The 12,053-nt window shown below is 67.5% G+C and carries 12 protein-coding genes; 6 read left to right on the forward strand and 6 right to left on the reverse strand.

The genetic code is table 11. From position 1 onward, the window contains the following. The first annotated feature begins 27 nt into the window (after positions 1-27). Positions 28-234 (forward strand): DUF8173 domain-containing protein, encoded by a 207-nt coding sequence (locus NDI79_RS23755; protein WP_484494541.1) that lies wholly within the window; start codon positions 28-30, stop codon positions 232-234. Between the two features lie 22 nt (positions 235-256). On the opposite strand, the gene NDI79_RS00610 is transcribed toward NDI79_RS23755, so the two are convergent. Next, positions 257-703, reverse strand: coding sequence for a TIGR00725 family protein (locus tag NDI79_RS00610; protein ID WP_310926511.1), 447 nt, complete (start codon positions 701-703; stop codon positions 257-259). Between the two features lie 550 nt (positions 704-1,253). Between NDI79_RS00610 and NDI79_RS00615 the strand changes: the two genes are divergently transcribed. The 3 genes from NDI79_RS00615 to NDI79_RS00625 all read left to right on the forward strand — a co-directional run bounded on the left by NDI79_RS00615 (position 1,254) and on the right by NDI79_RS00625 (position 4,743). Beyond that, positions 1,254-2,087, forward strand: a complete 834-nt coding sequence (locus tag NDI79_RS00615; protein ID WP_310926512.1) for an MBL fold metallo-hydrolase — start codon at positions 1,254-1,256, stop codon at positions 2,085-2,087. A gap of 78 nt (positions 2,088-2,165) precedes the next feature. After that, positions 2,166-3,752 (forward strand): hypothetical protein, encoded by a 1,587-nt coding sequence (locus NDI79_RS00620; protein WP_310926513.1) that lies wholly within the window; start codon positions 2,166-2,168, stop codon positions 3,750-3,752. A 94-nt stretch (positions 3,753-3,846) separates the two neighbouring features. Continuing rightward, entirely contained in the window at positions 3,847-4,743 is an 897-nt protein-coding gene (locus NDI79_RS00625) for a phosphoribosyltransferase HisG-related protein (RefSeq protein WP_310926514.1), read from the forward strand. A 63-nt stretch (positions 4,744-4,806) separates the two neighbouring features. Here NDI79_RS00625 and NDI79_RS00630 read toward each other — a convergent pair whose 3' ends face one another. The 5 genes from NDI79_RS00630 to NDI79_RS00650 form a co-directional block, all read right to left on the reverse strand. Beyond that, positions 4,807-6,033: an AI-2E family transporter gene (locus NDI79_RS00630; protein WP_310926515.1), complete on the reverse strand. Its 1,227-nt coding sequence runs from the start codon at positions 6,031-6,033 to the stop codon at positions 4,807-4,809. A 70-nt stretch (positions 6,034-6,103) separates the two neighbouring features. After that, positions 6,104-6,715 carry a class I SAM-dependent methyltransferase gene (locus NDI79_RS00635; RefSeq protein ID WP_310926516.1) on the reverse strand — a complete coding sequence of 204 codons (612 nt, stop codon included), beginning with the start codon at positions 6,713-6,715 and terminating at the stop codon, positions 6,104-6,106. 195 nt (positions 6,716-6,910) lie between these two features. Further along, a complete protein-coding gene (locus tag NDI79_RS00640) occupies positions 6,911-7,966 on the reverse strand; it encodes a tyrosine-type recombinase/integrase (RefSeq protein ID WP_310926517.1) in 1,056 nt (351 codons plus the stop codon). Then, positions 7,956-8,342: a DUF5805 domain-containing protein gene (locus tag NDI79_RS00645; protein WP_310927609.1), complete on the reverse strand. Its 387-nt coding sequence runs from the start codon at positions 8,340-8,342 to the stop codon at positions 7,956-7,958. The genes NDI79_RS00640 and NDI79_RS00645 overlap by 11 nt, the downstream gene beginning before the upstream one ends. Before the next feature lie 1,139 nt (positions 8,343-9,481). Then, positions 9,482-9,793, reverse strand: a complete 312-nt coding sequence (locus NDI79_RS00650) for a hypothetical protein (RefSeq protein WP_310926518.1) — start codon at positions 9,791-9,793, stop codon at positions 9,482-9,484. 65 nt (positions 9,794-9,858) lie between these two features. Between NDI79_RS00650 and NDI79_RS00655 the strand changes: the two genes are divergently transcribed. Together NDI79_RS00655 and NDI79_RS00660 are read left to right on the forward strand one after the other, a co-directional pair. Beyond that, positions 9,859-10,407 carry a gluconate 2-dehydrogenase subunit 3 family protein gene (locus NDI79_RS00655; protein ID WP_310926519.1) on the forward strand — a complete coding sequence of 183 codons (549 nt, stop codon included), beginning with the start codon at positions 9,859-9,861 and terminating at the stop codon, positions 10,405-10,407. After that, on the forward strand, positions 10,404-12,029 hold the full coding sequence (locus NDI79_RS00660; RefSeq protein WP_310926520.1) for a GMC family oxidoreductase: 1,626 nt from the start codon (positions 10,404-10,406) through the stop codon (positions 12,027-12,029). Before NDI79_RS00655 ends, NDI79_RS00660 begins: the two co-directional genes overlap by 4 nt. Positions 12,030-12,053: the final 24 nt, after the last annotated feature.

A 12,053-nucleotide genomic window follows, 5' to 3' on the forward strand; every position in this document is an offset into this window, starting at 1 on the left:
CGGGACTCTCTTCTCCACAAGGATTTTATCCGATTCGCGCTCTCTCCGGCCGTTCCCTCCACACGTGTCAACGAAACGCCGTTCGTAGCGTCCGCGTTCGCCCTCCTCGTCGGCGCCGTCGTCGTCTCCGCGCTCTCGGTGATTCCCGTCGTCGGCGACCTGACCAACTTCGTCCTCGGAACCGTCGGGACGGGCGCCGTCGCGTCGCGGTTCTGGGAGAATCGGAAGGAATGACGGGCACCACCGTACGGTGGTACTAGACACCTAACTCGTCTTCGACGTACCGAACCGCCTCCTCGGGCGTCTCACAGGCCTCCACGCCCGGAACATCGTGGGTGCCTAACCCCGCGATGGGCCGGTCGAACACGAGCGAGAAACCCACCTCCGAGAGCGTCCCGCCCGCGCCGTCGATAGCTATCACGCCGTCGCCGTTCATCACGACGAGGCCGTTGCGCGCGTGGCCGAGACCGGTGGCGACGGCGATATCTACGTAGTCGTTCGCGTCCGCGCGTCGCTCCGTGGGGAGGATTCCGACGGTGTCGCCGCCGGCCTCCTTCGCGCCGCGGCAGGCCGCCTCCATCACGCCGCCGAGGCCGCCGCAGACGACGGTGTGACCGCGCTGGGCGACGATACGGCCGGCGGCGACGGCCGTCTCGCGGGCCTCTTCGCCGACCGTGCCGCCGCCGATGATGCTGATTCGCATATCGGTTCGTCAGCGCCGCGGCTGGTACGTGTTTCGTCCGAAAACGGACCGAGAGAACGGTCGTCGTTGAGGGCGGGCGATTCGGTTGCGGGGGGACGGACGGCGCGCCGCGCGGGTTCAGTCCAGGTCGGAAGCCGGCGGTTCCGGCTCCCACTGTCCGAGCAGGCGCATCGTCTCGTCCATCTGCGAGAAGTCGGCCGTCTGTCTGCGATGAACTGACATGACGTACTATGTCACGTCGGTGTCCAATATATATCTTATGCCGGGTATTAGTTTGCTAACGGGTAGTAGTGAGTAGCTTCCCTATCCGTATGTAGGTTATAGAGTTCCTACTCGCTACGATCGTTGTGTTCTTTCGTGATGTTTTCGCGTTCCGGCTGCGTGAAACGAGGCGGGTCGAACGCTCCGTATCCTGGCGGCGGTCTGCGAGGTTGACCTTTGTTTCGAGCCTCAGTTGTATGAACCTTGGGCCCTACATAGTTCGGGTCGTCGGGACCGTTCGGGGTCCGCAACAGCAACACTTAGCCCCCGCCCGGACGCACGCACGGGCATGAGCGTCAGTGACTGGGGCGATTGGCTCCCGCGCGCCGTCGAAGCGGCGTCGCCGGACACCGTCTCCGCGTGGTATCTCGGCTGCAACGGCTTCTTCCTGAAGGGCAGCGAGGGGACGACCGTCGCCATCGACCCGTACGTCGGTCTGGGCGACCCGCCGCGGACCGTCCGCATGATTCCGGTGCCGTTCGACCCCGACGATATCGAGGAGATGGACGCGGTGCTCGCGACCCACGAGCACACCGACCACGTTCACGGGCCGAGTCAGGCCCCTATCCTCGAATCGACCGGCGCGCAGTACTACGCGCCCGACGACTCGTTGGACGTGGCGTACGAGGACGAGGCGTGGTTGGACGAGTACGACCTCTCGGAGGAGCAGTTCACCGAGGTGGCAGAGGGCGACACCTTCGAGGTCGGGGAGTTCACGATTCACGTCGAGTTCTCCCACGACCCCGACGCCACGCATCCCGTCTCCTACGTCATCGAACACGATTCGGGGACGTTCTTCCACGGCGGCGACACCAAACCGCACGACGACTTCGACGAACTCGCCGAAGAGTACGACATCGACGTGGGCGTCCTCGCGTTCGGCGCCGTCGGCAACATCGACGACAAGGAGACGGGCGAACCGGTCCGGACGAAGTGGTACTCCACGGAGAACGAAGTGGTGAAGGCCGCCTCGGACCTCCAGTTCGACCGTTTCGTGCCGACCCACTGGGACATGTGGAAGGGCCTGACCGCTGACCCGACAGTGCTCCACCACCACGCGAAGAGCTACGACCACCCCGAACGGCTCGATATCGTCGAGATAGGCGACCGCGTGGACCTGTAGCGGACCCGTCGCGCTCCCTTTCTCAGATCTCATATTTTCCCCGGTTGATTTATGTCATCTCTTCTGGTAGGAAGGCGCATGAGTCGCGAGTCCGATGTGGGGGAGCCGGTGTCCGTCTCCAACGGAGACGTACGGGTGGAGAAGTCGTTCGTCGCCGACGAGTTTCCGGTGCCCGCCATCAAGTTCCGAATCGTCTCAGACAGCGAGGAGCCCGAACATATCCGTATCGTCGACCAGATTCCCGAGGAGTTCCCGATGGAGGGCGTCGGGTTCCACCCGGAGTACGAGAGCGACAACTGGGCGGCGTACAAGGACCACCGTGTGGAGTACGAGCGAACGCTCGAACCGAACGAGGAGGTGATCACCGTCTACGGCGTCCGACTCGACGAACTGAACGAGGCCGAGGCGTTCCTCGTCGACCCCGTCCTCGAACGGCCGCCCGTCCCGGAGGAGGGCGAAGACCCCGGCGACGGCGGCGTCGAGGACATCCTCGGCGAGGACCGGAGTCAATTGGTCCGCGACGCCCTCCAAGGACACGGGAGTCTCGCCGACGAGGACGACCGAGAGACCGTCGAGGCCGCTATCGGCGACGCCGAGAGCGAGGTTCCCGACGCCGAACCGACGACGTCCGCGTCCGCCGAACTCGACTCCACCTCCGCCTCCGCCGCGGACGTGGAGACGGCGCTCGGCGAATCGGAGGGGTCGACGGCCGGCCCCGCGGCCGCGGAGGTCGCCCCGCGAGAACTGGCTACCGGGGCGACGCCCGCGATAACGCGCGCGTCGGACTCGGACTCCGGAACCGACCTCGCGGTCGAGACGCCCGCGGACGCGGAAAGGGAGTCGGACGACGAGGCGGAAGTCGACGTCGACGTCGGCGCGACCGCCGACGGCGCGGCACCGGGGTCGTTCGCGGCCGGTCTGGCGGCCGAACTGCGGGCCGGCGAGGTGAACGAGGAGGACCTCGACCTCCTCCGCTCGGAACTCGACTTCGGCCTGCCGCGCAGCGCCGACGTCCGCATCCGCCGGCTGCAGGCGCAGATGGACGACCTGCAGGCGTACAGCGACGCCCTCGCGGAGTTCATCGACGAGGAGGGTACCGGACAGGACCTCGTCGCCGGCCTGCGGCGCGAGGTCGAGGCGCTGAACGAGGAGATAGACACGTTCAGCGAGGACCTCGCCGCCCTCGACGCCGAGATGACCGCCGCCGACGCCGACCGCGACGACATCCGCGAGGGCGTCTCGACGCTCGAAGGCGACGTCTCGGCGCTCGACCAACGCGTCGAGGACGCCGCCGCGCGCCTCTCGGACGTCGACGACCGGGCGACCGAGGCCGTCGCGGGCGTCGAGGAACTGAGCGCGACGCTGGACGAGGAGATGGAGACGGTCCGCGCCGACGTCGCGGAACTGTCCGAGGACCTGAGCCAGACCGCCTCCGCGACGGCCGGACTGGACGAGGAACTCGGCGACGTGCGCGAGGACATCGCCGACCTCGACGGCGACCTCGTCTCCGCGCGCGAGTCGCTGGCGGGCGACATCGACGACCTGCGTTCGGAACTCGAAGAACTCGACGAAGTGCGGTCCCGCGTCGACGACATCGAGGACGACATCGAGGTGCTGATGGCGTTCCGCGAACGGCTGAACGACGCGTTCGGCCCCGGCGAGTAAGCGTCCGAGCGCCCGTTTTCGACCCGCATCGACCGAGGGAGAGACGCCGAATCGAAGCGCAACCTGTTTAATCGCTGTCCCCGTGCACCCGATAATGACAGAGACGGTGCGCGTCGCCGTGCCGCGCAAAGGGCGACCGCTCGAAGCCGTGCTCGACCGGTTCGCCGCGAGCGCCGACGCGGCGCAGGTCGCAGACGACGTCACTTCGACGCTCCGACACGAGAAGGCGGTCACCAAGGGGAAGGCCCATCCCGACCGCGACGTGTACGAGCGACTCGCGGCCTACTCGGACCTCTCGGACCCCGCGGCGCCGGAGTACACGCTCCTCCGCGACGACCGGGAGGGGATGCCCCGCCGCATCGTCTTCGACAGCGTCACCCTCGACGTCGACGGCGTCGACGTCCAACTCGTCGGCCGCGAGGAGCCGTTTCGGGCGCTCCGGACCCACGAGTTCGGTCTCGGCTTCGACAGCGCCGACCTCGTCCTCGAAGAGGTCGTGCAACTGCGCGAGGAGGGCGTCGGCTCCCTCGCGGACATCAACGCCCGCATCGACCCGATGGACACCGACGTGCGCGTCGTGAGCGGGCTCGGTGACACCGTTTACCACACGCTGATGGCGAAACCCGAGATTCTGCCGCCGGGGTCGGAGTTGAACCGCGAGTTCGTCGCCGGCTACGAGGGGCCGCTCTGCATCTCGCCGCGCTACGAGCGACTCGTCGAGGCCGTCCTCGGCACCGGTCCCCTCGACGGCGTCTCCTTCGCCTACCCAGACGAATCCGTCGAGGAGGAGGCGGCCGTCGCGGACGTGGGTCTCGGCGTCTACCTCACGATGACCGGGTCGACCGCGCGCGAGAACGGCCTCGTCCTCGGCGAACACCTCTTTCCTTCCGAGACGGTGCTGATGGAGAACGTCGCCGAGACGACCGAGACGGCCGAACGGGTCGAACGGGCGATAACGGGTCCCGACGTCGAGACGGAACTGGTCGTCTGATCTCCCTTTTCTTTCCGCTCCACATTCTCGGCGTCTACACACAGCGACCCGGTTCGCTCTCCTCTAACCCTTCCCCTCGTCCTCGCCTTCCGCTTCGTCCGCGGCGTCGCTGCTATCCGGGTTTGACCCGCCGTCCGTCGCGTCGGCGCCGGCGTCGGTGTCCGCCTTCGCTCCCCTCGGGTCGGTACCGAGACCGGTCGTATCGGTCGGAAGCGGAGAGAACGGACGCCCCCACAGGAGGTCCTCCAGCACGAAGTTGGCGAACTGGACGACGATGACCAACAGCAGGGGCCCGAGGAACAGGCCGTACCAGCCGAACAGCGCCGTGCCGAGGATGTACGCGAACAGCACTGCGCCCTCGTGCATCGTCTGTCCCGAGATGTACGGCCGTACGACCGACTGCGGGAGGATGTCGAGGAGGAGGAAGACGACGACGAGGAACCCGGCGGGGTAGACGAGCAGGCTCCCATCGGCCTGCACCGCCCGCCAGGCGAGGAGCGCCGTCGCCGGGACGTACACCAGTTTTCCGACGACGAGGGGGACGAACGTCGCGAGACCGGTGAGGACTGCGAGCAGCGTCGGGAACGGGAGTTCGACGGCCGACGGGGCGAGGACGTTGTAGCCGTTGTAGACGGCCATTGACCCGAGCGTCACCGCGAGGACGGTGAGGACGTTCCCGAAGTACACCACCTCCAAGTCGGCGTCGACGCCGGCGAGATACGAGTACGCGGCGGTGTCGCGGCCGCCGACGGTCTTTCGGTACCACGCCTGTAGCCGGTGGCCGTCCCGGTAGAGGAAGAACGCGAACGCCAGCGCCAGCGTGAGGTGCAGCAGTCCCGTCGTCAGCGTGCCGAGCGCGCCCGCGGCCGTCTGGAGGGCCTGCCGGAACTGCGACATATCGCCGAGTTGCTGGACGAACTGAGGGAAGTTTCGGGCGACGCCCGCCAACGTCTGCTGGTCGCCGGGGAGTCGGTTCAACAGGAGCGTGACCGTCCCCGAGTCGAGCGTCGCGGTGAGTTCCCGGAGGGCGACGAATCCGGCGTATCCCAGAAGCGCCAGCGTCGGCACGACGATGAACAGGAGCGTGACCGTTGCCGACAGTCCGCGAGAGCCGACCACCCGCTGGATGCGCCGGTTGACGGGCCGGGCTCCGTAGTAGACGAAGAGTCCGAGGACGAACGTCCCGACGAACGAGTACAGAAACAGTCCGACGATGCCGGCCACCCCCGCCGCGACGAGCCACCATCCGACGCGCCGCCGGTCGATAGCCGGCGCTCCTCCGACGTTCATATTATCGAGTCCAGTCTCCTGCGGATATAGCTACTGCCCGAAGCGACGGCCGGCGACCGTCGCTCCCGGCTCACCGCCGTCGCAGTCCGACGAAGTACGCCGGGTTGCTGCTGTGTCGCCGCTCGAACACCGTCCGGTAGCCGAACTCCGTCTCCCACTCGCCCGTCGACTCGAATCGGGCACCGACCTCTCCGGGCGTGATGCCGTACCCCGAGCGGTCGTCGGTGCGCGCGTCGCCGAGGACGCAGTACCGACCCCCGGAGCGGACGACTTCTCCGAGGCCGTCGACCAGTCGGTCTCGCTCCTCCGCCGTGAGGACGTGGTACATGGCGGAGTCGAGCACCGTCCGAAAGGCGAACCCGGCGTCGGCCAGTCGGTCGAGGTAGAGGGCGTCCCACACCAAGAACGCGGCGTCGATACGGCGCCACCGAGCCTTCTCTCTGCTCTGCCGGATCGCTGCGGGCGAGATGTCGATGCCGAGCACGTCGAAGCCCTGCCGCGCCAAGAACAGCGACAGTTCGCCCGTCCCGCATCCGAGATCCAACACCGGTTCGCGGACGTACCCCGTCTCGACGAGGTGGACGAACGGTCGCTGCGGCCGGCCGATGTCCCAGTTCGGGACGCCCGCGTAGGCGGCGTCGTAGACGTGCGCCAGCGGTCGTTCGGGCGGGAGCGCACTCATCTCGGGAACGAACCCGGGCTCATCCGAACGGCGGTCGTCCGGTTGCGTTCGTCTCCCGACGCGATGATTCCGTGCGACGGCATGTCCCCGACTGCGGTCACCGGGGTAATAACTCGTGGTGCGCCGGCGTCCGAAACCCCGGATTTAGTATAGCAACATACCATTTACTCGTCCGCGCGGCGACGTCCGAACGTATCAGAGAAGCGAATAAATGTGGCGTTCGTACGTCTCTCGCACGCTGTCGCCCCAGTTGTGGGTGTAGGTGTCGATGATGTCGCCGCCGACGTCGCCGCGGAGGTACTTGACGATGCCGCGGTCGCCGGTCCGGTCTCGGAGGTGCGTGGTGAAGAAGTGCCGGAAGTAGTGGGGCGTGACGTTCTCCTCGGCGTCTCCGCCGGCGCGGTGCCATCCCCGCTCGGCGGCGTGGCGTTCGACGAGGTGGTGGACCATGTCGGTCGTCAACCGTTCGCCCCAACTCCCCGAGGTGCTGACGAACAGCGGTTCGGCGGGCGAGCGCACGTCGGGCCTGACCGCCAACCAGCGCGCGAGGGCGATTTCCAACTCCCCGTCGACGGGAACGACCGTAGAGCGCTTGCGCTTGTTCGACGCCGTCCGTCGCTCGCCGTTGGTCGTCTCGCCGGCCGACGGTTCGGCGGAGACGTACAGCGAGGGGCCGCGGCCGTCGAGTTGCGCCCGCTTCGAGACGTCGCCTAGCGGCGTCCCGTCCGCGAGGGACACGTCCCGACAGTCGAGATTGCAGAGTTCGCCGACGCGCATCCCCGTCTTGAGGAGCGTACACAGCACCGCGTGGTCGAGCGGATGGTGGACCCCCCGCAGGAACTCGCGCATCGCCGGGACGGATATCTCCCGGCGGGAGGGGTTCGCGTCTATCTGTTCGTCCATCTCCTCCATCACGAGCGTCATCGGATTCCCCTCGAACGCGCCCACCTGCGTCATGTACGCGTAGAACCGGTGGAGATAGGTCGCGTACGTGGCGACGGTGCTGTCCGCGGCGTCCGACCCTCGCAGCGAATGGATCCACGCCATGCAGTCGCGGTGCGACGCCCGTTCGACGCGTCGCTCTGCGCCCATCGGGTTCGCGTCGGCGTCCGCGAGGAACGCCTCGAACCGCCGCAGGACGCGCTCGTAGGCCTCTCTGGTCCGTTCGGTACGACCGTGGTACGTCATGTCTTGGAGGAAGTACGCGACGGGGTCCTCGACGGTTTCCCCGTCGGCCGTCTCAACGGCCATCGTCCCCCCCGGACGCGCCCGGCGCGAGCGAGTAACCGCCGTGCCGACCGCTGTACTGCACCCGATTCGCCGCCTGGAGGTCCTGCAGCGTCTCGTCCAGTCGGTCTTCGATGTCGTCGGTCAGGGCGCTCAGGAGTTCGTCCCACGAGCGGTGGTCGGCCGCCGAGAGGGCTCCGAGGACGCGCTCTTCGAACTCGCTTCCCCCTTCATCTCCGTCGTCGGACTCCGCTTCTTCGGATTCGCCGTATCGGTCCGGGACGGCGAAGTCGCTGCGGCCCGCCTGCACCATCGTCCGAACGAACTCGCTTTGACTCATTCCGAGTCGCTCGGCGTGGCGCTTCCACTCGTCTTTCTGGTGGGCGGGGACGTAGGTCATCACCGACTTCCGTTCGGCTTCCGAGTCGTCGCTCGACACGGAGTTACGCCACCTTCCCGTGCCGTCGGTTGGAGGACCGAACGCCGTGACGGCCGACGGTCCGCACCGGACCCGGTAATCGAATTCTCCGGTCGGGGTCGGAACCGAGTCGACGGCCGAATCCCTCCCTTCTCTCCGCTGGCGTTCGCCCCGTTCGGGCGGACACTACTGTCTCGAATCGTAGTTCGGTTTCGGACACGAGGGCTCGTCTCTCGATGCAGTCCTCAACAATATAACTCTACTTATATTGTTAGAGAGGGGTGTGGAAAATGAGATTATCTGTGCAAACGCATGTACAGAGGCGCCACGAACAGTATGCACACAGATAAGGGTAGAGCGAATTCTGTCGTCGTAGACCCGACCCGTCCGGTACGTACCCGTCCCGGACGGTCCGCCGTTTCCCCTCCACCGCGCACACGACCTTCCCCTACATCGAGCGATATATTCTCTAACAACGAGGATGAATATAAGGCTGCTCGGAACCCCTTCTTCCACCCGTTCACCCTGGGGGTCGCGGCCCGAGAACACCTGTCCAGAAGAACGCCAATGTTGCCGGTACTCGGCCGGTGACCGTGTGGCAGGATTCACGGTTAGTCGTCGCGCCGGGAATTGAGAGACGGCCCGACCGACCGCCGCGCACGTTGGGCAAGCGGAGCGTCCGAACGCTGGTCGTCCACCGGACCGGGTCCCCCGATTCACGGGATGGCACCTGACTTCGTACCGGGACATACCAGCGTGACCCGACCCAACCCAACTTCCGGGAGTCGTCCGAAACCGTCCCAACCGCACTCGCCGCTCGGACGCTCCGCCGTTCCGACCAGACGTACCGATACTCAGTACCCCGCGGATGGACTCTCGAAGCCCAACAGGTTCTCCGAAGCGGCGAGTGCACTTCCGCCGGCGTCCCGCCGTACCGACGAGTCCGTCCGTTCGCCACCTGTGGGAACTCGCGCGTGTGCGAGCAGACGCGGCCGGCCCGTGTTTCGCGGAAGAGCCGTCGGTTTCCTCGTTCGAACTCGAACCATCGTCGACCGAATCGGGGGCTGCACCGCTCGGTGGAGCTTCGTCGGGTATCGATATCTCTCGGTGCCGTGGGCCTTCTACTTCGTCCGTTTCAGCGGTTCCGCGGCTTCGACTGTCGCTGCTCGGATATCGCCTCCTCTTCCCGACTGCTCCGGTTTCTTGCCTCCGTCGAGCGCCGAGGAGACTCGAAACCCCCTCGGCGACTCTGAGGGTCCGACTCGGCGCCGACGCCGCCCGCCGACGCTCTCCCAGCGAACCACGGTCTCTGAGGTCCCGAGCGTCGATTTCCCGATTCGTATGTCTAGTGCTACCACTAGTCGTTCGTCTCCTCCGAGTCCTGTAAACTCTATGGGGCTATATACAATGCCCACCTTCGTCTCGAACTCCATAGACCAAATCGGCGCCCGAGCCCGAACGCAAGTCTCTTGTTTAGGCCTGCCAAAATCAGCCTCGAATGGAGCTGACGCGTCGGGATGCGCTCGCCGCCCTCGCCGCGACAGGGGCCGGGTCGCTCGCGGGGTGTGCGGCGCCGCGGGCGTCCGACGGCGGTGCCGGGCCGATTGCCTCGAACGGCGCCCCGGTCGGCGACAGTGAGATGGAGACGCTCGTCGCCGTCGCCGAAGTGGTCTATCCGTCGGCGGTCGACGGTGTCGCGGAGTTCGTCGGCACCTACACGGGCGGGCGCGTCGACGGCGACGACGGCTACGCCCGCGGCGTCGCCGCCGCGGTCGAATCGCTCGACGAGTACGCCGACGAGTTCCACGGCGACCGGTACGCAGCGCTCTCGGCGTCGACGCGCCGGGACGTGTTGGACTACATGAGCGTGGACGTGGTGGACCCCGCGCCCGACGGCACCGCGGCCCAGCGAGTGCGCCACTACGTCGTGAACGAACTGCTGTACGCCTTCTACACCTCGCCGACGGGCGCGGGACTGGCCGGTCTGGAGAACCCGCCCGGCCATCCCGGCGGCACCGAGTCGTACCGCGAGGGTCCGAACGGATGAGCGGTCGTTCCGCCCCCGACGGGTCCGTTACCGCGCCGGACCGCACGCCCTCCCCTCGCGCGGACGTCTGCGTCGTCGGCGCGGGACCGGCCGGGTCGCTGGTCGCCGCCGAACTCTCCGCCGCGGGGTACGACGTGGTGGTGCTCGACGCCGGACCCCGATTCGACCCGGACGACCGACCCGACCGGATGGAGCGACACCTCCGGCCCGGAGACGAGCGACCGATATGGGGCATGGGCGGCGAGCGAGACGCCTACTCCTCCTCGGGCGAGCGGTTCTACCCGCTGAACGCCGCGCGGGTGAAGGGCGTCGGCGGGAGCACCCTCCACTGGCAGGGGATGGTGATGCGCCTGCACGAACAGGATTTCGAGCTCGATTCCTCGGTCGGTCTGGGTTCCGACTGGCCCCTCGACTACGCGGACCTGCGCCCCTACTACGCCGCCGCCGAACGCGAGTTGCGGGTTTCGGGCGCCTCCGACAACCCCTTCGCGCCGCCGCGGGAGCGCCCCCACCCGCTCCCGGCGTTTCCCCCCTCGTACAGCGACTCGCTGTTCGCCGAGGCGTGCGAGACGCTCGAAATCGCCACCCACTCGGTGCCGAACGCCCGCAACTCCGAACCGGTCGACGGCGAGAGCGCCTGCGTCGGATACGGCACCTGCAAACCGGTGTGCCCATCCGGGGCGAAGTACGACGCCACCCGGCACGTCGAACGCGCGGAGGCCGAGGGCGCGCGGGTGCTCGACAGGGTCCCCGTTCAGCGACTCGAACACGACGGCGCGGGCGACCGGGTGACGGCGGCGGTGTACGCGACGCCCGACGGCGAGGAGTACAGACAGGAGGCCCGCGAGTTCGTCGTCGCCGCGGGCGGGGTGGAGACGCCGCGCCTCCTCCTCCTCTCGGCGAGCGACCGCTACCCCGACGGCCTCGCGAACTCCTCGGGGGCCGTGGGGCGGTACTTCATGGACCACCTGTTCGCGGGCGTCGGCGGGACGCTCCCGGAACCCACCCGCCAGAAGCACGTCGGCTTCAACACCACCGAGAGCCACCAGTTCTACGACCGGCCGGACGACTCGCGGACGGCGATAAAGCTGGAGTTCCTCAACTACGCCGGCCCGGCGCCCGCGGACGTGGCCCTCGGCGCGGACGTCTTCGGCGACGAGTTGCTCGACCGGATTCGGGGCCGCTACGGCAACCGGATAGCGATGGGCGCCCTCGTCGAGCAACTCCCCCGCGCGGAGAACCGCGTCCGACTGGACCCCTCGCGCACCGACGACCACGGCAACCCCGTCCCCGACGTCGTCTGGAGCCTCGACGACCCGACGCGCCGGACAATCGAACGGGCCAACGAGATTCAGCGCGCCGTGCTGACGGAGATGGGCGCGGACGTCGAGTGGACCGTCGGCCCGGAGAACACCGGCCCCGCGTACCACCACATGGGGACGACCCGGATGGGGACGGACCCCGAGACGAGCGTCGTGAACCCCCGACTGCGGACGCACGACCTCTCGAACCTCACGCTCGCGGGGAGTTCCGTCTTCGTCACCGGGGGCGCGATGAACCCGACGCTCACCATCGCGGCGCTGGCGCTGAAAGCGGCCGACCACGTTTCCGACCGCCTCTGATTCTCTCAGCATCTCGCGCCCGCC

Source organism: Halogeometricum sp. S3BR5-2 (genome assembly GCF_031624635.1).
GTDB classification, from domain to species: Archaea; Halobacteriota; Halobacteria; order Halobacteriales; family Haloferacaceae; genus Halogeometricum; species Halogeometricum luteum.

Excerpts from the sequence above, each read along its gene's own strand:
- NDI79_RS00610 (WP_310926511.1), bottom strand. The coding sequence starts at position 703 with ATGCGAATCAGCATCATCGGCGGCGGCACGGTCGGCGAAGAGGCCCGC.
- NDI79_RS00615 (WP_310926512.1), top strand. The coding sequence starts at position 1,254 with ATGAGCGTCAGTGACTGGGGCGATTGGCTCCCGCGCGCCGTCGAAGCG.
- NDI79_RS00620 (WP_310926513.1), top strand. The coding sequence starts at position 2,166 with ATGAGTCGCGAGTCCGATGTGGGGGAGCCGGTGTCCGTCTCCAACGGA.
- NDI79_RS00625 (WP_310926514.1), top strand. The coding sequence starts at position 3,847 with ATGACAGAGACGGTGCGCGTCGCCGTGCCGCGCAAAGGGCGACCGCTC.
- NDI79_RS00630 (WP_310926515.1), bottom strand. The coding sequence starts at position 6,033 with ATGAACGTCGGAGGAGCGCCGGCTATCGACCGGCGGCGCGTCGGATGG.
- NDI79_RS00635 (WP_310926516.1), bottom strand. The coding sequence starts at position 6,715 with ATGAGTGCGCTCCCGCCCGAACGACCGCTGGCGCACGTCTACGACGCC.
- NDI79_RS00640 (WP_310926517.1), bottom strand. The coding sequence starts at position 7,966 with ATGGCCGTTGAGACGGCCGACGGGGAAACCGTCGAGGACCCCGTCGCG.
- NDI79_RS00645 (WP_310927609.1), bottom strand. The coding sequence starts at position 8,342 with ATGACCTACGTCCCCGCCCACCAGAAAGACGAGTGGAAGCGCCACGCC.
- NDI79_RS00650 (WP_310926518.1), bottom strand. The coding sequence starts at position 9,793 with ATGGAGTTCGAGACGAAGGTGGGCATTGTATATAGCCCCATAGAGTTT.
- NDI79_RS00655 (WP_310926519.1), top strand. The coding sequence starts at position 9,859 with ATGGAGCTGACGCGTCGGGATGCGCTCGCCGCCCTCGCCGCGACAGGG.
- NDI79_RS00660 (WP_310926520.1), top strand. The coding sequence starts at position 10,404 with ATGAGCGGTCGTTCCGCCCCCGACGGGTCCGTTACCGCGCCGGACCGC.